The organism is Actinokineospora pegani (assembly GCF_009745975.1).
GTDB lineage: Bacteria > Actinomycetota > Actinomycetes > Mycobacteriales > Pseudonocardiaceae > Actinokineospora > Actinokineospora pegani.
Genome location: NZ_WHOL01000126.1, coordinates 135999 through 157026, shown reverse-complemented (window position 1 = coordinate 157026; position 21028 = coordinate 135999). Strand labels below are relative to the sequence as shown.

General features: G+C 73.2%; 24 protein-coding genes. 14 read left to right on the top strand and 10 right to left on the bottom strand.

Annotation, left to right across the window (positions count from 1 at the left end; translation table 11 throughout):
- Positions 1-7: 7 nt before the first annotated feature.
- The 3 genes from GCL84_RS28635 (at position 8) to GCL84_RS28625 (ending at position 2055) form a co-directional block, all read left to right on the top strand.
- Positions 8-901 carry an oxygenase MpaB family protein gene (locus tag GCL84_RS28635; RefSeq protein ID WP_235926819.1) on the top strand — a complete coding sequence of 298 codons (894 nt, stop codon included), beginning with the start codon at positions 8-10 and terminating at the stop codon, positions 899-901.
- Positions 902-1717, top strand: a complete 816-nt coding sequence (locus tag GCL84_RS28630; protein ID WP_156758684.1) for a MaoC/PaaZ C-terminal domain-containing protein — start codon at positions 902-904, stop codon at positions 1715-1717.
- 197 nt (positions 1718-1914) lie between these two features.
- The gene (locus GCL84_RS28625; protein ID WP_156758683.1) at positions 1915-2055 is read left to right on the top strand and encodes a hypothetical protein; all 141 of its coding nucleotides are present in this window, start codon (positions 1915-1917) and stop codon (positions 2053-2055) included.
- A gap of 73 nt (positions 2056-2128) precedes the next feature.
- On the opposite strand, the gene GCL84_RS28620 is transcribed toward GCL84_RS28625, so the two are convergent.
- The 3 genes from GCL84_RS28620 to GCL84_RS28610 all read right to left on the bottom strand — a co-directional run bounded on the left by GCL84_RS28620 (position 2129) and on the right by GCL84_RS28610 (position 6558).
- Positions 2129-3376, bottom strand: coding sequence for a lipase (locus GCL84_RS28620; RefSeq protein ID WP_197523581.1), 1248 nt, complete (start codon positions 3374-3376; stop codon positions 2129-2131).
- Positions 3377-3475: 99 nt separating this feature from the next.
- Entirely contained in the window at positions 3476-5830 is a 2355-nt protein-coding gene (locus tag GCL84_RS28615) for a glycoside hydrolase family 65 protein (RefSeq protein WP_156758682.1), read from the bottom strand.
- Entirely contained in the window at positions 5827-6558 is a 732-nt protein-coding gene (locus GCL84_RS28610; RefSeq protein ID WP_156758681.1) for a beta-phosphoglucomutase family hydrolase, read from the bottom strand. The genes GCL84_RS28615 and GCL84_RS28610 overlap by 4 nt, the downstream gene beginning before the upstream one ends.
- 331 nt (positions 6559-6889) lie before the next feature.
- Here GCL84_RS28610 and GCL84_RS28605 point away from each other — a divergent pair, with 331 nt between their 5' ends.
- A complete protein-coding gene (locus GCL84_RS28605; protein WP_156758680.1) occupies positions 6890-7045 on the top strand; it encodes a hypothetical protein in 156 nt (51 codons plus the stop codon).
- A gap of 1 nt (position 7046) precedes the next feature.
- Here the strand turns inward: GCL84_RS28605 and GCL84_RS28600 are convergent, their stop codons facing one another.
- On the bottom strand, positions 7047-7307 hold the full coding sequence (locus tag GCL84_RS28600; RefSeq protein WP_156758679.1) for a DUF6480 family protein: 261 nt from the start codon (positions 7305-7307) through the stop codon (positions 7047-7049).
- 86 nt (positions 7308-7393) lie between these two features.
- Between GCL84_RS28600 and GCL84_RS28595 the strand changes: the two genes are divergently transcribed.
- The 3 genes from GCL84_RS28595 to GCL84_RS28585 are packed head-to-tail and all read left to right on the top strand — an operon-like array spanning position 7394 to position 8466.
- Positions 7394-7807 (top strand): phage holin family protein, encoded by a 414-nt coding sequence (locus tag GCL84_RS28595; protein ID WP_156758678.1) that lies wholly within the window; start codon positions 7394-7396, stop codon positions 7805-7807.
- Positions 7804-8199 (top strand): DUF3618 domain-containing protein, encoded by a 396-nt coding sequence (locus GCL84_RS28590; protein WP_156758677.1) that lies wholly within the window; start codon positions 7804-7806, stop codon positions 8197-8199. Before GCL84_RS28595 ends, GCL84_RS28590 begins: the two co-directional genes overlap by 4 nt.
- Before the next feature lie 6 nt (positions 8200-8205).
- Positions 8206-8466, top strand: coding sequence for a DUF4235 domain-containing protein (locus tag GCL84_RS28585; protein ID WP_156758676.1), 261 nt, complete (start codon positions 8206-8208; stop codon positions 8464-8466).
- A 75-nt stretch (positions 8467-8541) separates the two neighbouring features.
- Here the strand turns inward: GCL84_RS28585 and GCL84_RS28580 are convergent, their stop codons facing one another.
- The 5 genes from GCL84_RS28580 to GCL84_RS28565 all read right to left on the bottom strand — a co-directional run bounded on the left by GCL84_RS28580 (position 8542) and on the right by GCL84_RS28565 (position 11799).
- Positions 8542-8718, bottom strand: a complete 177-nt coding sequence (locus GCL84_RS28580; protein ID WP_156758675.1) for a hypothetical protein — start codon at positions 8716-8718, stop codon at positions 8542-8544.
- A gap of 14 nt (positions 8719-8732) precedes the next feature.
- Positions 8733-9719, bottom strand: coding sequence for a TIGR03557 family F420-dependent LLM class oxidoreductase (locus tag GCL84_RS28575; protein WP_197523580.1), 987 nt, complete (start codon positions 9717-9719; stop codon positions 8733-8735).
- Positions 9716-10162: a hypothetical protein gene (locus tag GCL84_RS29570; RefSeq protein WP_197523579.1), complete on the bottom strand. Its 447-nt coding sequence runs from the start codon at positions 10160-10162 to the stop codon at positions 9716-9718. Before GCL84_RS29570 ends, GCL84_RS28575 begins: the two co-directional genes overlap by 4 nt.
- A gap of 9 nt (positions 10163-10171) precedes the next feature.
- A complete protein-coding gene (locus GCL84_RS28570; protein ID WP_156758673.1) occupies positions 10172-11332 on the bottom strand; it encodes a carboxylate-amine ligase in 1161 nt (386 codons plus the stop codon).
- Positions 11333-11487: 155 nt separating this feature from the next.
- Positions 11488-11799: a DUF3140 domain-containing protein gene (locus tag GCL84_RS28565; protein WP_156758672.1), complete on the bottom strand. Its 312-nt coding sequence runs from the start codon at positions 11797-11799 to the stop codon at positions 11488-11490.
- Positions 11800-11965: 166 nt separating this feature from the next.
- On the opposite strand from GCL84_RS28565, the gene GCL84_RS28560 reads away from it, so the two are divergent.
- The 4 genes from GCL84_RS28560 to GCL84_RS28545 all read left to right on the top strand — a co-directional run bounded on the left by GCL84_RS28560 (position 11966) and on the right by GCL84_RS28545 (position 16397).
- Positions 11966-12832, top strand: coding sequence for an SDR family oxidoreductase (locus tag GCL84_RS28560; RefSeq protein WP_156758671.1), 867 nt, complete (start codon positions 11966-11968; stop codon positions 12830-12832).
- Positions 12833-12939: 107 nt separating this feature from the next.
- Entirely contained in the window at positions 12940-14451 is a 1512-nt protein-coding gene (locus GCL84_RS28555; RefSeq protein ID WP_156758670.1) for a CYTH and CHAD domain-containing protein, read from the top strand.
- Between the two features lie 72 nt (positions 14452-14523).
- Positions 14524-15084, top strand: coding sequence for a hypothetical protein (locus GCL84_RS28550; protein ID WP_156758669.1), 561 nt, complete (start codon positions 14524-14526; stop codon positions 15082-15084).
- A 23-nt stretch (positions 15085-15107) separates the two neighbouring features.
- On the top strand, positions 15108-16397 hold the full coding sequence (locus GCL84_RS28545; protein ID WP_197523578.1) for a sodium:proton exchanger: 1290 nt from the start codon (positions 15108-15110) through the stop codon (positions 16395-16397).
- Here GCL84_RS28545 and GCL84_RS28540 read toward each other — a convergent pair.
- On the bottom strand, positions 16373-16717 hold the full coding sequence (locus tag GCL84_RS28540) for an STAS domain-containing protein (RefSeq protein WP_197523577.1): 345 nt from the start codon (positions 16715-16717) through the stop codon (positions 16373-16375). The two genes, GCL84_RS28545 and GCL84_RS28540, sit on opposite strands and share 25 nt — an antisense overlap.
- A 256-nt stretch (positions 16718-16973) precedes the next feature.
- Between GCL84_RS28540 and GCL84_RS28535 the strand changes: the two genes are divergently transcribed.
- The 3 genes from GCL84_RS28535 (at position 16974) to malQ (ending at position 20942) form a co-directional block, all read left to right on the top strand.
- Complete coding sequence (locus tag GCL84_RS28535) at positions 16974-17489, top strand: hypothetical protein (RefSeq protein WP_156758667.1); 516 nt, start codon at positions 16974-16976, stop codon at positions 17487-17489.
- Between the two features lie 158 nt (positions 17490-17647).
- Entirely contained in the window at positions 17648-19030 is a 1383-nt protein-coding gene (locus tag GCL84_RS28530) for a DUF2867 domain-containing protein (RefSeq protein WP_197523576.1), read from the top strand.
- Positions 19031-19046: 16 nt separating this feature from the next.
- Complete coding sequence (malQ, locus tag GCL84_RS28525) at positions 19047-20942, top strand: 4-alpha-glucanotransferase (RefSeq protein WP_156758665.1); 1896 nt, start codon at positions 19047-19049, stop codon at positions 20940-20942.
- Positions 20943-21028: the final 86 nt, after the last annotated feature.

Below are 21028 nucleotides of genomic sequence, written 5' to 3'. Positions count from 1 at the left end.
GGACGCGGTGTGGCGTGAGCGGCGGTTGGCGAACCTGCGGCTGATCGAGTCGATGGACCCGGTGGCCGACCACCACGCGGTCTACCGGATCTCCGCGGGGCTGGAATTCCCCTGGGACTACCAGCGCGCGCTCGAGTTCGCGCTGTTCAAGACCTACTGCGTGCCCAGCATCTCCGCCCTGCTCGACGCCACCGGCGAGTTCGCGAACCGCCCGCAGCGCCGCTACGACGACACCGCCCTGCTCATGGCCGAGCTGGCCGAGCACGGCTACGACTCCGAGCGCGGCAAGGCGGCGCTGCGGGTGGTCAACCGCATGCACGGCCGGTACGCGATCGACAACGCCGACATGCTCTACGTCCTCACGACTTTCATCTACGACCCGATCGACTGGATCGACGCCTACGGCTGGCGACCGCTGAGCGAGGCCGAGCGGCTCGCCGCCTTCCACTTCTACCGGGCCGTGGGCGTGCGAATGGGCATCAAGGACATCCCCCAGGACATGGGCGCGTTCCGCGAGTTCAAGGACGACTACGAGCGCGAGCACTTCGTGTTCAGCGAGACCAACCAGCGGGTCGGCGAGCACACCCGCGAGCTGCTCGTGTCCTGGTACCGGTGGCTGCCCAAGCCGCTCACCCGCCTGGCCGTGCACGGCCTGCTCACCGACCGGATGCTCACCGCCTTCGGCTTCCCCACCCCGCCGAGCTGGCTGCGGCGGCTCGAACCCGCCGGGCTGCGGGCCAGGGGGCGGCTCGTGCGGTTGCTGCCCCCGCGCGAGGTCTCCCGCCTCGCCAACGACGCGGGCAACCGCACCTACCCCGGCTACCCGAACGGCTACCACCCCAGCGACCTCGGCGCCCCCGAGCCCGACCCCGCCCTCGACCCCCACTGGAAGGCTCGTTAGATGCCGGAGTTCACCACGGCCGGGCTCGGCGCCTGGACCGAACCGCACCCCTTCGCCGTCACCGCCGAGCGCCTGGCCCAGTACGCCGAGGCCACCAACGACCCGATCAAGGCCCACCGGGAGGGCGAGGTGGCCGCGCCGGTCTTCGCCATCGCCCCGGTCTTCCAGACCCTCGGCCCGGCGGTCTTCGGCGTCGTGCCGCTGGAGCTGGTCCCGCGCCTGGTGCACGGCGAGCACGACTTCCACTTCCACCGGCCGATCCGACCGGGGGACTCGTTGGTCAGCCGGTCGCGGCCGGTGGGCGTGGTGTCCCGGGAGAAGGGCACGACTGTCGTCGTGCGCTCCGAGACCCGGGACGGCGACGGGGAGCTGGTCAACGAGCAGTGGATGACGGCCTATTTCCGCGGTGTCGACGGCGGTCTCACAGCGGGCGAACCCGCCCCGCCGCACGCCTTCGACGACGACGGCGACCCGCTGGAGACGGTGACCGCCCGCATCGACGAGGACCAGACGTTCCGCTACGGCCCCGCCGCGGGCGACCCCATGCCCATCCACCTCGACGCCGACTTCGCCCGCCAGGTCGGGCTGCCGGGCATCATCGTGCACGGCATGTGCACCCTGGCGTTCGCCTCCTGGGCGGTGTTGACCCGCTTCGCCGCCGACGACGTCACCCGGCTGGCGCGGCTGGCGGTGCGGTTCGCCAAGCCGGTCCTGCCCGGCGCGGAGATCACCACGGCGGTGCACGCGGGCGGCGCCTTCCAGACGACCGCCGGGGGCGCCCTGGTGCTCAAGGACGGACTGGCCGTGCTGCGCTGAGGCTGGTTTGCCCTCGGTCCGCGCCGGAAATCCCGCGCGGACCGAGGGAGGCACCCATGCGCCTGCGCCGCAGCAGTTCGGACGGCCCCGGGCTGGCCCGCGTGCGCCACGGCCAGGCTTCCGCCACCTCGACGCCAACGGCCACATCCAGGCCACCGGCGTCGACGCGACAGGCCGCCGCCCACCGGGACTGGGAAGTGCGCGCGGACAGGGTCAACCAGCGCTTCAAGGAGCTGGCGGGGGAGGACTTCACGGTCAAGGACATGCGCACCTGGACGGCCACCGTCCTCGCGGCGATCGAGTACGCCGCGCGTGACGTGCCCTCGTCCCGTCTGTGAAACCGACCCGTCGGCGTTCAACACACGGACCCTGTCCACGCCACCCACCAAACCCGGATCGATCGGGAGATGATCAAGCGGGCTGTCGTTGAAGTTGGTTCGCGATGTGACTGAATTCCTCGGCGATCAGCGGGACGGCCCGGCGCACGCTGGTGTTGTGGTCCACCTCGCCAAGGTCGCTCACCTCCGGCCGAACACCTCTGGCCGTCAGCTGGCTTTCGCAGTGCCGGACGTTGTCGAAGAGCACGTCCCGGTCGCCTGTCGCCTGGTAGAGGTGCACCGGTACCTCCGGACGCCAGTCGCAGGTGGTGTCCAGCGGGGCGAGGTGTTGCTGCCAGACCGGGCTCGGCTGTCGCGCCGAGTCGAGGAAGTCGTTGGTGAACAGTTCCTTCGACGTTTTCGGCAGTGTGGAGGCGATCTCTTGGGTTTGGTGGTTGCCGTCGAAGAGGGTGTCCAATCGGGACGCGTACGGCTCGTGGAACGCCTGCTGCGGCACGTCGTACAGGCCGAACATGCGATCCCACGCGGTGGCCAGGTACGCGAGGTAGAGCTGCGCGTTCGCGATCCGGTCGTCCGCGGCGTCCGCGACGAACCGGGTCAGGTTGAACGGCCCGCCGACCGGTGCGAGCGCACCCGGCTTGAAGTAGCCGTCCGCGCCGTCCGCCAGCGCACGGCCGACCAGCATCGCGGCAGGCCCGCCCTGGGAGAACCCGCTGATCAACACGCGTTCGTCGAGCGTGCGCCCATGTCTCCCGGCCAGTTCCCGCGCCGAGCGCAGCGCGTCGATCGGTGCCGAAACGGTCGCCTCCGGATGCCCGTAGGGGTGGGCGCCCGGCCCTTCCCCGAGCCCGAGGTAGTCCGGCGCGGACACCGCCTTCCCGGTCGAGGCGAACAGCAACGCGACGGCCCGGTCGGACGAGGTGTCCTTCATCGAGGCCACGTCGCCGCGGTAGACGGTGGTGCCGTGCAGCCAGGACACCACCGGCAGGTCGCTCGGGCCGGTCTTCGGCAACGCGACGAGCTGGCTCGCGGTCGTCGGCTCACCGCCGGTGCCCACGGTTCGGTACACCACGCGGTACGCGGTCACCCCGTTGCGGACCAGCGCCGGGTCGAACTTGGCGGCTCGCAGAACGGCCGCCACCTCGGCCGGTCCCAGATCGGCCACCTGGTCCGCCGACACCACCGTGCCGCGCCCTTCAGGTGCCTCGGAGCCGCAGGCGGTGACCGCGGCGAGAACGACAGCAGCGAGAGAAGCGGTCGACAACACCGGCTTTCGCCGGGAGGAACAGACAATCACCATGATCGACAGTGTGTGGTCCACCTGACGATCAGGACATGGTGCCTGCCCGAATCGTCGCGGTAGGGCCAGCCCCACGGGAACACTGCTCGTCGGCGCCCCGGCGGCTCCGAACCGGTCGCGTCAGCGGTCGCGGGCGGAGCGGGGGGCTCGGCCGTGGGGCTGGGTGGGCTTGGGGTTGTCCGGGGCGGCCGGGATCTTCATCGACACCGGCGACTCGTCCACGGTGATCTCCTCGCCGTGGTGGGTCGTGGTGATGGGCTCGCCGGAGACCAGGTGGTAGGTGGCCGACTCGTGGGTGATGTCGACCCGGATCCGGGTGGCGCGGAAGGACATCCGGAACGACACCCGGGTCAGGCCCCGGGGCAGGCGGGGGGCGAAGGTGAGCTCGCCGCCGTGGTCGCGCATGCCGCCCAGGCCCGCGACGACCGCCTGCCAGGCGCCCGCGAGGGAGGCCATGTGCAGGCCGTTCTTCACGTTGCCGTGCAGGTCCTCGAGGTCGGTCAGGGCGGTTTCGACCAGGTAGTCGTAGGCCAGGTCCAGGTGCCCCACCTCGGCGGCGACGATGGACTGGGTGGCCGCCGACAGCGACGAGTCCCGGACCGTGCGCGCCTCGTAGTAGGCGAAGTCGCGGGCCTTCTCCTCCGCGGTGAAGTGGTCGCCGCGCAGGTGCAGGGCCAAGACCAGGTCGGCCTGCTTGACGACCTGGGTGCGGTAGAGGTCGAAGTACGGGAAGTTCAGCAGCAGCGGGTAGGACCCGTCCGCGGTGTTCTCGAAGTCCCACTCCTGGTGCTGGGTGAACGCCTCCGACTGGGGGTGCACGCCCAGCAGGTCGTCGTAGGGGACGCGCATCTGGTCCGCCGCGCGCGTCCAGGTGTCCAGCTCCGACTCGGCGACCTCGAGCCGCTCGGCGACCTCCGGGTTGCGCAGGCAGGCGGCGACGGCCTCGCGGAAGTTCTTCTGCGCCATCAGGTTCGTGTAGACGTTGTTGTCCACCACGGCCGTGTACTCGTCCGGGCCGGTGACCCCGTCGATGCGGAAGCCGTCGTGCGGGTCGTGGTGGCCCAGCGACGCCCACAGCCGGGCGGTCTCGACGAGCAGTTCGGTGGCGCAGTCCACGTCGAACTCGGTGTCGCCGGTGGCGGCGAGGTAGCGGGCAACCGCGTCGGCGATGTCGGCGCTGACGTGGAAGGCGGCGGTGCCCGCGGGCCAGTAGGCCGAGCACTCCGCGCCGTTGATCGACCGCCACGGGAACGCCGCGCCCCGCTTGCCCAGCACCCGGGCCCGGTCCCTGGCGGCGTCGAGCGTGCTGTGCCGCCAGCGCAGCGCGTCGCGGGCCGCCCCGGGCATCGTGTAGGTCAGCACCGGCAGCACGAACGTCTCGGAGTCCCAGAACGCGTGGCCGTCGTAGCCCGGCCCGGTCAGGCCCTTGCCCGGGATGGCCCGCCGCTCGCCGCGCGCCCCGGCCTGGATGACGTGGAACAGCGCCATCCGGACCGCCTGCTGCAACGCGTCGTCGCCCTCGACCTCGACGTCGGCGGCCTCCCAGAAGTCGTCGAGGAAGGCGCGCTGCTCGGCCAGCAGGCCCGCCCAGCCGGTCTGCTTCGCCCCGGCCAGCGCCGCCTCGGCCTGCGAGCGCAGCGCGGGGACCGACCGCTGCGCCGACCACCCGTAGGCCAGGTACTTGGTGACCGTCAGCGTCCGTCCGACCGGGACGTCCGCGGCGATCGTCAGCCGCGCCAGGTCGTCCTCGCAGGCGATCTCGGTGCGCGGCTGCTGGCCGTCCTCGGTGCTGCCCGCGGAGATCTCGTGGTCCATCGCCGCGGCCATCCGCAGCCCGGACTCCTTGGTCCGGTGCACCAGCACCGCGCGGCGGCCCTCCGACCAGTGGAACTCGCCCGCCAGCGGCGCCTTGAGCGCCTGGGCCACCCGGGGGTCGCGGGTGTCGGACTCGATCGGCTCGTTGGCCAGCAGGTCCGACTGCACCACCAGTTGCGCGTCGTCGTCGAGCGGGGTGACCTCGTAGTGGATCGCGGCCACCGCGCGCTGGGTGAACGACACCAGCCGGGTGGTGCGCACCAGCACCCGCCGCCCGGTCGGCGACTCCCACTCGGTCTCCCGGCTCAGCGTGCCCGCGCGGAAGTCCAGGGTGCGGTGGTGGCTGTGGGCCTTGCCGTAGCGCATGTCCAGCGGCTCGTCCTCGACGAGCAACCGGATGATCTTGCCGTCGGTGACGTTGACGACCGTCTGCCCGGCCTCGGGGTAGCCGTAGCCCGCCTCGGCGTAGGGCAGCGAGTGCTCCTCGTAGAAGCCGTTGAGGTAGGTCCCCGGCAGGCCCACCGGCTCGCCCTCGTCGAGCGTGCCGCGCAGGCCCAGGTGGCCGTTGGACAGGGCGAAGGTCGACTCCGTGCGGTCGAGCTGGTCGACGGACAGGCCGTCCCAGCGCAGCCGCCAAGGCTCGACGAGGAACCCGTTCACGCACCCTCCAGCAGCTCGTCCAGCTCGGTGACGACGATGTCGGCGCCGTTGTCGCGCAGCGCGTCGGCCTGGCCCGCCCGGTCGACGCCCACCACGTACCCGAACGCGCCGTCCCGGCCCGCGCGCACGCCCGCGAGCGCGTCCTCGAACACCGCCGCCTGCTCCGGGCGCGCGCCGAGGCGCTTGGCGCCCTCCAGGAAGGAGTCGGGGGCGGGCTTGCCCTTGAGGCCCAGCTCGCCGATGGTGAGCCCGTCGACCCTGGCCTCGACGAACCGGGCGAGGTCGGCGACGGCGAGCACGTGCTCGCCGTTGGCGCTGGAGGTCACCACGCCGATCCGGAGCCCGGCGTCGCGGGCGGCCTCCAGGTAGCGCACCGACGCGGGGTAGGACTGCACGCCCTGCTCGTCGATGATGCGCAGCAGGTCCACGTTCTTGTGGTTGCCCACGCCGTTGACCGTCGCGGCGTCCGGCGGGTCGTCGGGCGCGCCCTCGGGCAGGTGGATGCCGCGCGACTCCAGGAACGCGCGCACGCCGTCCGCCCGCGGCCTCCCGTCGACGTGGGCCGCGTAGTCCTGCGGGGTGAACTCGCCGGTGTCACCGTCGGCGCGGCCGCTGAGGAAGGCGTCGAAGGTCGCCTTCCAGGCCCGCTGGTGCACCGCGGCCGTGCTGGTGAGCACGCCGTCCAGGTCGAACAGGCATGCGGTGATCCCGTCGGGCAGTCCGATCATGCCCGAGACGTTACCGCCATTCGTGGGCTCCGGCAGGGTGGTCCCCGGGCTCGTTGTCGCAGAGAGTGACAGGCGACACCGCCCCTCGGGAACACGGCAGGGGGTTCGGCCGTTGTGCTAGGTGTCGCCCCCCGAGGCGGCGGCGAGGCCCACCCGGCCGGAGTTCCCCCAGGCTCCCCCGGGAAGCGCGCCCCCGCCGCCCGGGTGGCGACGTCACAAGCCGCCGGCCGGACCACCCCCCACCCCAGGTCCGGTCGGCGGTGCCCGCTTGATCACTCACGGTGACAGCGGTGGTGTTTGGCGCACCGGCGGGCAGGGAACGCCAACCCCCATGAGCGAACGAATCCAGCACCCGCGCCCGCACGACGACGACCCCCGCGACCCGGAGTACACCGGGCACAACGAGGACCGGGACGAACTCGTCGTGGAACCCGACCCGGACCCCCAGGACGCCGTGGCCGAGGAGCGGCCGCCCGCCGAGGGGTGAGTCAGAAGATCTTCACGATGCCCAGCAGCCCCACGAGGGTGAAGCCGACGACCGCGAGCACGGCGATCACGACGAACACGAGCGTGGCTATCGGCCAGGCGCGCGAGGGGTACCGCTCCGGCCCCGACAAGCCGTCGGTGGTGCTGCCGGAGTCCGGCGGCGTCTCACCCGGGGCGAGGTCCGTGGGCACGCCGTGGTCTTCGGGGTCCGGGTCGGGCGGTACCGCCGTGCCGTGGTCCGACTTGCCCTTGTTGGAGTCCATACCCGGTGGGTTACCCGCGCGCGGTGGGGAATATGTCTGGCTGCCGCTGGTGTGTGAAGCCGCCGGATGCGGGGTAGCCGGAGGATATGAACGAGCCGAATGTCGGAACGGACGCGCACGGGCTGTCCACCGGTGAGCTGGTCGGGAGGCTGAGCGAGCAGGTGTCACGGCTCGTACGCGACGAGCTGCAGCTCGCCACGGTCGAGCTCAAGGAGAAGGGCAAGCAGGCGGGTGTGGGCGCCGCGCTCGGCGGGAGCGCTGGCGTGCTGGGGTGGTTCGGCGTCGCCGCGCTGGTGATCGCCGCCATCGCCGGGCTGGCGCTGGTCGTGCCCGCCTGGGCCGCGGCGCTGATCGTGGCCGGGGCGCTGTTCGTCCTGGCCGCCGTGCTCGGCCTCATCGCGGTCAAGAAGGTCAAGCACGCCACCCCGCCGATCCCCGAGCAGGCGATCAGCAGCACCCGGCGCGACGTCGAAGTGGTGAAGGAGAGTGCGCACCGATGAGTCCGTCTGAGAAGAAGGCGTTGGCCGCGGACATCGAGGAGGCGCGCGAGGAGTTGGCCGACACGGTCGACGCCCTCGTGGCCAAGACCGACGTCAAGAAGCGCGTGGGCGACAAGGCCGACGAGGTCAAGGCCACGGTCGCGGCCAAGGCCGCCGAGACCAAGGACAAGGTGGCCCACGCCCGCGACACCGTGGTCGCGAAGGCGGCTGAGGCCAAGGAGAAGGCCACCGACGGCACCGCCGCCGACCAGGCCGCCGCGATCGCGGACCAGGCCAAGGTCGCCGCGGGTGAGCTGACCGTCGTGGCCAAGCGCAACCCGGCGCAGGTGGCCGGGATCGCGGCGCTGGTCGCCGTGATCATCGCGCTCATCCTCCGCTCGCGGTCGAGGTGATCGGCCGTGAAACTGCTCTACCGCCCGCTGAGCCTGCTCATCAGTGTCCTCGGCGGGATGATGGCCGGTGTCCTGTTCAAGCGCCTGTGGCGGGGGGTGACCGGGCACGACGAGGCCCCGGAGGCCACCTCGCCCGACCACAGCACCCGTGAGGTGCTGCTCGCCGCGCTGGTGCACGGCGCGATCTTCGGCGTGGTCAAGGCGGGGGTCGACCGCGCCGGGGCCAAGGGGTTCAAGAAAGTCACCGGCAAGGAGATGGACAACTGACCGTTCGACCTTCCAGGTGGAATCGAGAAAGGCCCGGCACTGCGCGCAGTGCCGGGCCTTTCCGTCCGTGCGGCCTCAGTCCGGGGCTTCGACGGGATCGGGCTCGGTGGTCTCCTCCGCCCGGGCGTCCTCGGCCCTGGCGTCCTTGCCCACGACCGGGGTGCGTTCGCGGGTGTCGGCCTCGGCGTACTCCGCGAGCGGTTCGGTGCTGCGGTCCAACAGGTCCTCTTGGTCCTCGTCCTTGTCCGGCATGGTGACTCTCCCTCCTATGCGGACGCCTCGCGCAGGGCGGGCAGGAGCTCGCGCTCCGCGAACCCGGTGAAGGCGTCCTGGGTGTCGCCGCCGACCTGGATCAGGGCGATGTCGGTGAAACCCGCCTCCCAGAACGCCGAGACGGCCTCGACGATCGGCTCCACTTCGGGGCCGCAGGGGATCGAGTCGGCCACGTCGGACTCGCGGACGAACTGCGTGGCGCCCGCGAACGCGGCGGTGCCGGGCAGCTCCGCGTTGACCTTCCACCCGCCAGCGAACCAGCGGAACTGGTCGTGGGCGCGGCTGATCGCCGCGTCGCGGTCGGTGTCCCAGCAGACCGGGATTTGGCCGATCTTGCGGCTGTCCCGGTCGCCCCCGCGGTCGGCGCGGGCGGAGTCCCACCGAGCGACCAGGTCCGCGTCGGGCTCCACGGCGACCATGTGGTCGGTCAGCGCGGCGAAGGTGGACACCGACTGCGCGCCGGAGACCGCCATGGCGATGGGGACGCGCCGCTCCGGCACGTCCCACAGCTTCGCCGAGTCGACCCGGAAGTGCCTGCCCGCGGTGTTGACGTACTCGCCGGAGAACAGCGCCGAGATGATGTCCACGGCCTCGACCAGCATCTCGTGCCGGACATTCACCGACGGCCACCCCCGGCCCACCACGTGCTCGTTGAGGTTCTCGCCCGCGCCCAGGCCCAGGGTGAACCGGCCGTCGGACAGCAGCCCGACCGTCGCGGCCTGCTGGGCCACGACGGCCGGGTGGTAGCGCATGATCGGGCAGGTCACGTAGGTCATCAGCTCGATCACCGAGGTGGCCTGGCTGACCGCGCCCAGCGTCGCCCACGCGTTGGGGGCGTGGCCCTGGCTGGTCAGCCAGGGCGAGAAGTGGTCGCTCATGACCGCGAAGTCGAAACCGGCCGCCTCGGCGGCGACCGCGTGGCCCACCAGTTCGCGCGGGCCCGCCTGCTCGGTCATCAGGGTGTAGCCGAAGCGGGTCACCGCAGCTCCCCGCGGATCGCGGCGTCCTCGGCGAGGTCGCCCGCGTCGATGTCCACCTCGGGTTCCTCGCGCAGTGCCTCGGCCACCGACTGGCCCGCCTCGTCGATGGTCTGCCCGTTGGAGGACAGCCCCGGGTCGACCTCTTCCAGCGGGGCCGCCTCCTCGAGGTCGTAGCTCGGCTCGTCGATGCGGTCGTCCAGCCGCGACAGCGGGGTCTCCGCGCCGGGCCTGCTGGCCAGCGGCACGTCCGGTTCCTCCTCGGCCAGGCGGTGCTCGTGGTCCTCGCCCTCGCGCTGCTCCCGCGGCGTGGTGCCGAAGCGGTCGGCCTCGGCCCACCGCTCGGGCGGCTCGACCCCCTTCTCCAGCGGGTCGACGCGCAGGTTGTCCTCGTCCAGGCTCTCCTGCTGGCTCAGCTGTTCGTTTCCCTGGCCGTCAGTGCTCATGCGCGGGTGCTACCCGGTGCGCGCCGCCGACAAACTCTGGCCCGCCGTCTGCTCGGCGAGCATGTCGATCACCGAGTCGAGCCCGGCCACCCGCTGCCGGACCGCGCCGTCGCCCTGCGCGTCGACCAGGGCCAGTGTGGACTCCACGAACTCCAACTCGCCGGAGCGGCGCAGCGCGGGCGCGTGCCGGGCCACCAGGTCGCCGATGATCAGCGGGGCGGGCCGGGACTGGCCGCCCGCCGGGTCGGGCAGCACCGCGCCCCAGCCGTCCTTGGCCGCGCGCCACTCGGCGGCGCGCACCACCTGGGTGGGCACCCGCTCGGCCGGGGTGGCCGAGTCCAGCGCCTCGGCGACCGCGATCCGGGTCAGCACCGCGAGCAGCCCGGCCTCGCGCGGGGTCGGCGCCACGTCGGAGATGCGGATCTCCACGGTGGGGTGGGTGTCGGAGGGGCGCACGTCGAAGTAGACCATCTTGCGGTCCAGGATCGCGCCGGTCTCCAGCATGTCCGCGACCAACTGCTCGTACTGGTCGACCGAGTCCAGGTACGGCGGCGGACCCGCCGAGGGCCAGCGCTCCCACAGCAGGTGCCTGCTGCTGGCGTACCCGGTGTCGCGGCCGTCGTGGAACGGGGAGTTGGCGCAGACGGTCATCAGCGTGGGCAGCCACAACCGCAGGTGGTTGGTCACCCGCACCGCCGTCGCCGGGTCGTCGACGCCGACGTGCACGTGGCACCCGCAGGTCATCCCCGAGAACAGGAACTCCCCGACATGCTCGGTGATGCGCCGGTAGCGCGCCCCGGGCCCCACGGGGGCGGACCGGTCCTGCACGTTCGGCAGCGTCCCGGAGGCGATCAGCAGTGCCCCGTGCTCGCCCGCCCCGCTCGCCAGCGCGGCGCGCAGCCCAGTCAGCTCGTCGACCACCTCGGGCCCGGTCCGGCAGATCCCGGTCGCCGACTCCACCATCGCCCGCAGCAGCTCCGGCTTCAGGTCGGGGTCGCCGTCGCTCTGGGCCACACCGTGCTCGGCCGTCTCCGGCCCCTGGTCGATGAGCTTGCCGTCGCGGTCGACGAGGAAGAACTCCTCCTCAACCCCGATGGTGAGGGACTCATCCTTACTCGAAGCATGACGCTTCGTGGTGGATTCTTCCTGATTTGTGCCATCGAAGCCCATATCGAAAGGGTATTTGAAACTTATGGACCACGCTGGACGCGACTGTGGGTCATAAATCGGTGATTACGCCACCGCAGTGCCCGCCCGGGGCAAGAGGTTGTTGGTGTCGCGCGATGCGCACGAACCGGATGGCGCCGACGGGCGCGACCGGACCGTCAGGAGGACTTGAGCGGGTCGTGGCCCCAGTTCATCAAGGAGTGGCGCCACTTCGTGTTCTCGACGTCCCCGGACGGCCGCTGCGCGAGGTGGCGGTGCACGTACCCGACCACCTTCTTCATGTGCTCGCGGTCGGCGTCCGTCCGGTCGCCCGCCTTCTTCCCCAGCAGGTCCACGATGCGCCTGCCGGAGCGGTGCCCCACCGACTCCCCGCCGTCGGACTGCCCGACCGACTTCGACTCCTCGGTCTCCAGCCATCGGGACAACTCGCTGGCCGACATGTTCACAGCCTCGTCGAACTCGTCGCTCATCGCCTTCTCCAGTGCTGTCGGGCCACCCCGGGGTGACGGAGGTGGCCGTGACCGGTCTCGCCGGCCGTGGTGTGCCGCTCGCGAGCTACCCGTTCACCGGGGACATATGCGGGTTGGGGTGGCCCCGTCGGTGGTAGTCGGGCCTGTGACCGAAGGAGGGACACCGATGGACCAGCAGAACCGGCCCACAGACCTGCCCGCGCAGGAGCAGCCGCACCCGGGGACCACCGGCGAGATGACGCCGGAGCCCGACCACGGCGAGCAGTCCTACCGGGGCTCAGGGCGCCTCGAGGGCCACCGCGCGGTGATCACCGGGGGTGATTCCGGGATCGGGCGGGCGGTCGCGATCGCGTTCGCCAGGGAGGGCGCGGACGTGCTGCTGTCCTACCTGCCCGAGGAGCAGGAGGACGCGGAGACCACCGCGGGCTGGGTCCGCGAGGCGGGCCGCGACGCCGTGCTGGTGCCCGGCGACGTGCGCGAGGAGGAGCACTGCCGCGCGATCGTCGCCCGCGCTGTGGCCGACCTCGGGGGCATCGACCTGCTGGTGAACAACGCCGCGTTCCAGATGTCGCAGCCCGACGGGCTGCTGGGCATCACGACGGAGCAGTTCGACCGGGTGCTCAAGACCAACGTGTACGCGATGTTCTGGCTGTGCAAGCTGGCCGTGCCGGTGCTGGGCCCCGGTTCGTCCATCATCAACACCTCGTCCATCCAGGCCACCCAGCCCTCGCCGCACCTGATGGACTACGCCACCAGCAAGGGGGCGATCACCACCTTCACCCGGGCGCTGGCCCAGGACGTCGCGGACCGGGGCATCCGGGTCAACTCCGTGGCCCCCGGTCCGGTGTGGACACCGCTCATCCCGGCCACCATCGACGGCGACCACGTCGAGGGCTTCGGTGGGCAGACCCCGCTGGGCCGCGCCGGGCAACCCGCGGAGCTGGCCCCCGCCTACGTGTTCCTGGCCTCGGCGGCGGCCTCCTACATCACCGGCGAGGTGCTGGCGGTGACCGGTGGGAAGCTGTTCGGCTGACCGGGACGCGGGCGCGTGCCCGCGCGGACTGACCCACCCGGGGGGTGTGGCAGCACACCCCTGGCGCTTTCGTGTCGACTGCCCGGTTTCGGTGTCATAGTGGTCAGATGGGCGCCAAGACGATTCGTGAGACCGAGCGCAAGTTCGAGGCCGACGCCGACTTCGCGCTGCCGGACCTGGCAGGCGTGGGGCTGGTGACCGAGAGCGGCGCACCCCGCCGCAGCGACCTGGACGCGACCTATTTCGACACCGCCGACCTGAGACTGGCCAAGGCGGGCATCACGCTGCGGCGGCGCACCGGCGGCGGCGACGCGGGCTGGCACGCCAAGCTCCCCGTCGGCCCGGACACCCGCGACGAGGTGCACCATGAGCTGGGCGACGAGCTGGGCGACAAGCGCGCGCGCGTGCCCACCGAGCTGGCCGCCCTCGTCCGGGCCTACACCCTGGACGCGCCGCTGGTCGAGGTCGCCAGGATCGTCACCCGCCGCGACGAGTGGACGCTGCGCGCCGCCGACGGCGCCACCGTGGCCCTGCTCGCCGACGACCACGTCACCGCCGTGCCGATCGAGGGCAAGGCCAGCGCGTGGCGGGAGTTGGAGGTCGAGGCGGCCGACCGCGCGACCATCGACGCGATCGGCGCCGCCCTGGGCGCGCGCCCGTCGGACTCCACCTCCAAGCTGGCCCGCACCCTGGGCAAGCGCGCCCGCCGCGAGAAGCGGCCGCCGCTGCCCTCGGACCCGACCGCGGGCGGGGTGGCGCTGCACTACCTGCGCGAGCGCCACGACGACCTGCGCGCCCACGACACCGGGGTGCGCCTGGACGCCGAGGACTCCATCCACCAGTTCCGGGTGACCTGCAGGCGGCTGCGCAGCGCGCTGCGCGCCTTCCGCGCGCTGTTCGACCGCGAGACCGTGGAGTCGCTGCGCGCGGAGTTCCGCTGGCTCGGCGCCGAGATGTCCCCGGCGCGCGACGCCGAGGTCCTGGAGGCGCACCTGCGGTCCGAGGTCGCCGCCCTGCCCGACGAGATGGTCCTCGGCGGGGTCGCGGCCCGGCTGACCGCCGAGTTCGCCAGGGCGGGCGCCGACGCCAGGGGCGCGGCGCTGGCGGTGCTCGACGGCGACCGGTACAAGGCCGCGCTGGAGGCGTTCGGCGCGCTGTTGGCCGACCCGCCGCTGACCGCCAAGGCGACCCGGCCCGCGGCCACCGAGCTGCGCAAGGTCGTGCGCAAGGCCGCCGACCGGCTGGCGGGCTCGGTCGCCGAGGCCGACGCCGCGACCACCGCGGCCGACCGCGACCTTGCCCTGCACCAGGCCCGCAAGGACGCCAAGAAGGCCCGCTACACCGTCGACGCGGTCGAGCCCGTGCTCGGCAAGGAGATCAAGGCTTGGCGCAAGGGGGCCAAGGCGGTGCAGACCGCGCTCGGCGTGCACCAGGACGCCGTCGTGGCCCGCGACGCCCTGCGCGACCTGGGCGTCCGCGTGCACCTCGACGGCGACAACGCCTTCACCTACGGCCTGCTCTGGGCCCGCGAGGACGCCCGCGCGCACGCCGCCGAGGCCGACTTCGTCGAGGCGTGGGACGGGCTCCGGGAGGCCAAGCGGCCCCGCTGGCTCGGGTGACACCCCGTTTCGCTTCCGTCACGGGGGGTACCCCACACGTGGATACGAACGGCCGGGCGGAAGGAGCGGGTGGTGGACGACGGCGCGTATGTGATGTTCCTGATCCTCGGAGTGGCGCTGGTGGTGGTGGATGGGCAGATCATCTACCGCAGCGGTTTGCGCTACCTCACGGACTCCTACGGTGACGACAAGGAATCGGCGCAGTCGATGGCCCGGCTGGTGTCGGTGCTGTTCCACTTCGCGGTGCTCGGCCTGCTGGCGCTGGTGTCGGTGATCGACCTCGGCGGGTCCGCGCCGCTGCAGGCCGTGGTGCTCAAGCTGGGCGTCGTGCTGGTGCTCCTGGCGATCGCGCACGCGGTCACCATCCGGGTGCTCAACCGGATGCGCGACCGCATCGACGCGGAGAGCCTGACCAAGCAGCGCTACGAGAGCCGCGAGGAGAACCAGCCCGTCCCCGACGCCGTCGTGGCGCCCAACCCGGACGTGCCGGTGCGGCACGAGCCGGTGATCACCAACGACCCCACGACCCCGGCGCGGTTCAAGGCGGTCCAGCCGGGTGACGACCAGATCCCCGTGCCCGTGCAGGAGAAGCGCGGCGCGGTCGAGCGACCGATCCTGCCGGAGAAGCGCTGAGCGCGCCTACGCGATCGCGGCCCGTGGTGTTCACCCGGGCCGCGATCGCGCTGTGGGCGGCCATCGCCGTCACCGTGCCCGGCGTCGTGCTGGGCGTCGCCGGGTCCCACACCTCGCCCCCGGTCGACGCGGCGCTGTTCGGCGTCGCGGTCGTCGGCGCGGCGTTCGTGCTGAGCTGGGTGGCCGAGGCCATCCAGCTCGACATCTCCCCGGGACTGGCGATCACCGCCCTGGCGCTGATCGCGGTGCTGCCGGAGTACGCGGTGGACTTCGTGTTCACCGCCGAGGGCGGCGCCGCGTTCGCCGAGCACGGGCCCGCCTGCCTGCCCCCGGACGCCGCCCCCGGCACGGAGTCCTCGTGCGGGCTGGCGCTGGCGAACATGACCGGGGCGAACCGGATACTCGTCGGCGTCGGCTGGGCCGTGGTCGTGTTCATCGCCGCCTGGCGGCTGCGCGGCAGCGGCCACAAAGGACCCACCGCGATCACCCTGGCCCGGACCGACGCCGTCCCGCTGGCCTTCCTGGCCCTGGCGACCCTCTACTCGCTGACCCTGCCGCTGCGGAACTCGGTCACCCTGGTCGACACGGCCGTGCTCGTCGGCATCTTCCTGCTCTACGCGGTGCGCGTGGCCCGGGCCCCCGCGGGCGACCCGGACCTGCAGGGCGTGTCCGCGGTGCTGGGCAACCAGGCCAAGCGCCGCCGCCGCTGGTGGTGCGTGGGCCTGTTCGCCTTCGCCGCCGCGGTGATCCTCCTGGTCGCGGAGAACTTCGCGCACGCGTTGGTGGAGACGGGGACCGAGCTGGGCGTCAGCCAGTTCTTCCTGGTGCAGTGGGTGGCCCCGCTGGCCTCCGAGGCCCCCGAGCTGCTGGTGGCGAGCCTGTACGCGTGGCGGCTCAAGACCACCGACGCGCTGGCCACCCTGGTCTCGTCCAAGGTCAACCAGTGGACGCTGCTGGTCGGCACGCTGCCGATCGTGTTCGCGATCTCCGCCGGGAGGCTGTCCGGGCTGCCGCTGGACGGCCCGCAGCGCGAGGAGCTGCTGCTCACCGCCGCGCAATCGCTGTTCGCGGTGACCCTGCTGCTGAGCCTGACGATCACCGTCCGCGCCGCGGTGGTGCTCTTCGGGATGTTCGTCGCCCAGTTCGTCCTCGCCGCGGTGCTGCCCGCCTCGATCAAGGGGATCGAGCTGCTGGTGCTGTCCGGTGTGTACGTCCTCGCCGCCATCGTCATCGCCGTGCGCAAGCGCGCGCACCTCAAGGCGCTGGTGGTGGACGGGTTCCGGACGCCCTACCGGGAGCTGGCCGACTCGTAGCGCGTCAGCGCGTCCGCCGCGTCGGCGTGCAGCCGGAACCTCGGGCGCAGGCCGGTGACCTCCAGCGGCCGCAGCACGGCCCGGTGCTCGGCGACCAGGTGCAGCCGCACCGCCATCGACTCCGCCCGCTCGGCCACCCGCACGAGCGCCGACAACCCCGCGGCGGCCAGGAACCCGACCCCGGACAGGTCGACGACCACGGCGAGCACGTCGGGGGTCTCCAGGGCCTGGCCGAGCCGGGCCTCGAGCGTCCGCGCGGACCCGAGGTCGACCTCACCCTCGACGCGCACCAGCACCGCCCAGCGGCTGACCGCGCTCACCCCCACGGTCACCCCTGCCGACCCGGGCCCCCGGGGACCGGGGAGCCCGACCGGACGGGCGGCAGCAGCCATGACGGCCTCGGTTCCTGGGACGGTGGAGCGGCGGTTACCGGCAGCATAAAGCACGTTTGCCCCACAGCAAGCAACCGGCCGCCCGGTTTCCCCCGATGAGCGCACCACGCCAGCGGTTTGCCGACGCCGCCCGGTGGAAGCTCACAGTGTCGAGCAGGACTTTGTGGAAGGAGAGGCCCTGGTGATGGTGAGGATCTCGCGCCGGTGGTACCGGCGCGCCTGGCTGGGCGTGGCCGCCCTGGTCGGGTCGATCGGACTCGGCGCGGGCGTGGTGCTGCTGGGCACGGCGTCGCTGGCGATGATCGCGGTGACGGCCTCCTGCCTGGCGGTCGCGCTGTGCCTGGGCTGCGCGGACCTGACCGGCGTGCGGCTGCCGCCGCTGCCGGTGCTGGCGGGGCTGCTCGCGGTGATCGTCGCCGTGGTCGGGCTGGTGCTGCTGCTCGACTCCGCCGCCATGCACGTCCTCGCCGCCCTGGCCTTCACCGGCGCGCCCCTGCTGTGGCTGCGTGACCGCTTCCTCGACACCGATCAACTGCGCGGTCGCTGGGACGATGCCGCCGCCCGGCTCGAGCGGGCCCACGACGCGGCCGAGGCGGCGGCCGCGCTGCGCGTGCGCGCGTCGTGCCTGGCCGAGTTGGAGCGGCGCGACCCGGAACTGGTCGCGCGCTGGCTGGCCGCGGGACACCCGGAACCCGCGTGACACCTTTCTTGACACCGCTCGGTCGGTGACCTGGTGTCGGACGGCGTGTCGCGGTGGGGTTCGGTGACTCGCGGGTGGTGGGGGCGTGTGGACGTCGCGCCTCGTCGCGGGTCGAGCGAACTCAGCGGATCCGGTGCGGCACTGGGATAGTGGGCGTGGTGAGCACCTGTCTGGTCATCGGCGCGGGCGGCTACATCGGACGGCCGCTGGTGGCGGCGCTGGTGGGAGCGGGACACGGGGTCAGGGCGATGGGGCGCTCGCTGGACCCCGAGGACGTGCCGGGCGGTGTGACCGTCCTGCGCGGCGACGCGCGCGTCCCGGTGGCGGTCGCGGCGGCGGTGGCCGGTGTCGACGTGGTCTACCACCTGGTGCACTCGATGGCGGGCGACGACTTCGTCTCGGTGGACGACGAGATCGCCAGGGTGGTCGCCAAGGCCGCCGTCGAGGCGGGGGTGCGGCAGGTCGTGTACCTGGGCGGGCCGCGGCCCGGCGGTGACGACGTCTCCGCGCACCTGGCCTCCCGGGCGGGGGTGGGCGATGTGTTCCTGCGCGCGCCGGTGCCCGCGCTCGTGCTCCAGGCATCGATGATCATCGGGGCCGGGTCGGCCAGCCTGGACCTGCTCGCCCGGGCCAGCCGGGCGGCGCCGGTGCTGTTGGCGCCGCCGTGGATGGACAACCGGAGCAGGCCGGTGGCGCTGGACGACGTGCTGCACCACCTCGTGGCCGCGGCGGGCGCCGCGCCGAGGAACGAGACCGTCGAGCTGGCGGGGCCGGAGACGGTGACCTACCTGGACCTGGTGCAGCGCTACGCCAGGGTGGCCCGCCTGCGCAGGCGGGTGCCGGTCCCCATCCCGCCGCTGCCCGACGGGCCCACCGCCACCGCCGTCTCGGTGTTCAGCCCGCTGCCCGCGCCGCTGGTGCGGGCGCTGCTGGAGTCGCTGCGCCACGACCTGGTCCCCGACCCGGCCGCCGTCGCCGCGCCGCCACCCGGTGGGGCGACCAGCGTCGACCAGGCGCTGCGCGCGGCGCTCGGGCTGCCCGCGCCGGAGGCCCCGCCGAGCATCGCGCCCGGTCTGCGCACCGACCACCGCGAGGTCGCCAGCGCCAGCACCGACACCGGGCTGTGGCGGGTCATCACCGACATCGGCGGCGCCGCCGGGTGGCACACCATCCCCGGCGCGTGGGCCCTGCGCGGTGCCATCGACCACGTCATCGGCGGCGTCGGCCTGCACCGGGGCAGGCCCGAGCGGCTGGCCGAGGGCGACAGCGTCGACTCCTGGACCGTGGTCGAGCGCGACGACGAGCGGCGGGTGCTGGTGCTGCGCGCGGACATGCGGCTGCCCGGCAAGGCGTGGCTGACCCTGCGCGCCCGGCCCGGTCCCGCCGCGGACGAGAGCGTGCTGGAGCAGACGGTCACCTACCAGCCGGACGGGGTGGCGGGCACGCTGTACTGGTACGCGAACAAACCCGCGCACGACGTCGTGTTCGGGCTGATGGCGCGCGGCATCGCGCACGCGGCCGAGCGCGCACCGCTCGGATAGGCACGAGAGGGCTCTGGTGGACGGGCAACTGGCGGCGTTGGCCGCCGCGCACGGCGTGGCGACGGAGTACGAGAACGGCGACCGCGAGCAGGTCGAGGTCAGCGCCGAGGTGGTCGTGGCGGTCCTGGCGCAGTTGGGCGTGGACGCGAGCACGCCGGAGGCCGTCGCCGCCGCACTGGCTGCTCCATGCGAGCGGCCGGTGCCCACGGTGGTGCGGCGAGGCGACCGGGTGCGGGTCGGGGCGGGCACGGTGCTGCTGGAGGACGGCGGTGAGGTCGCCGTCGACGGGGCGCTGCCCGCCGACCTGCCGCTGGGCTGGCACACGCTGCGCGTCGGCGACCGGGAGACGCCGCTGGCGGTCGCCCCCGCCGCGCTGCCGCCCGCCCCGCGGACCTGGGGCTGGATGACCCAGCTCTACGCCCTGCACACCCCCGACTCCTGGGGCATCGGCGACTACGCCGACCTGCGCGCCTTCGTCGAGGGCACCGCCGCCGACGCGGGCGGGGCGGTGCTGGTCAGCCCGGTCGCCGCGCCCAACCTGGTGCACCCGGTGCAGCGCTCGCCCTACTCGCCCTCGAGCAGGCGCTTCCTGAACCCGGTGCACCTGTCCGTCACCGCGACGCCCGAGTTCGCCACCGCCGACGAGGCCACCCGCGCCGAGGTGCTGGCCCTGCGCCCGGACGCGACCGAGCTGATCGACCACGACGCGGTGTGGCGGGCCAAGTCCGCCGCGCTGGCGCTGCTGGCCCCGCCGGTCGACCTGGCCGCCGTCGAGCCCGGCCTGCTGGACTACGCCACCTTCGCCGCGCTCGCCGAGGTGCACGGGCCCGACTGGCGCGACTGGCCCGCACCGCTGCGCCACCCCGGTTCCGCCGAGGTCCGCGCCGCCCGCGGCGAGCTGGCCGACCGGGTCGCGTTCCACGTCTGGGTGCAGGGGCTGTGCGCGTGCCAGCTCGACGGGGTGCACGCGGCCGCGGCCGACCTGGCCGTCGGCGTGGTGCACGACCTGCCGGTCGGAGTGACCCCCAGCGGCGCCGACGCGTGGTCGCTGCGCGACGTGCTGGCCACCGAGGTCACCGTGGGCGCGCCGCCGGACGCGTTCAGCCCGCTGGGCCAGGACTGGGTGCTGCCGCCGTTCCGCCCGGACCGGCTCGCCGCCGCGGGCTACCTGCCCTTCCGCGACATGATCCGCGCCGTGCTCGCCCACGGCGACGGCATCCGGGTCGACCACGTGGCCGGGCTGTGGCGGCTGTGGTGGATCCCGCCGGGCGGCGCGGCGGACAAGGGCACCTACGTGCACTACGACGCCGAGGCGATGCTGGGCGTGCTGCTGCTGGAGGCGCACCGGGCCGGGGCGGTCGTGATCGGCGAGGACCTGGGGACGGTGCCCGACGCGGTCACCGCGACCCTGCGCGAGCGCGGCGTGCTGAGCTGCTCGGTGGCCTGGTTCGAGCGCGACGACGACGGCAGCCCGCGCCCGCCCGCGCGGTGGTCGGCCCAGGCCGCCGCGAGCGTGTCCACCCACGACCTGCCCACCGCCCTGGGCTTCCTCACCGGCGACCACGTCCGCGTCCGCGCCGAGCGGGGACTGCTGTCGGACCCGGAGGGGGAGCGGGCGCGCGCCGCCGCCGAGCGGGACGAGATCGTGGCGCTGCTGGTCTCCGAGGGACTGGTCGCGGCGGACGCGCCGCTGCCCGACGTGGTCGACGCGCTGCACGTGCTGCTCGCCAGGACGCCCTGCGCGCTGGTGTTCGCCGCGCCGCAGGACCTCATCGGGGAGGAGCGCCAGCCCAACCTGCCGGGCACTGTCGACCAGTACCCCAACTGGCGCATCCCGCTGCCGCTGGACGTCGCGGGTGTGTTCGGGCACCCGGCCGTGCGGCGAGCGGTGGAGGTGTTCCGGGGGCGGTAGCCCCGCTGCCCGCTACTCGGACGTGGAGGCGGGCTTGTCCTCGGTCTTGGGCTGCTGCTCGGGCACCGGGGTCACGCCCTGCTCCC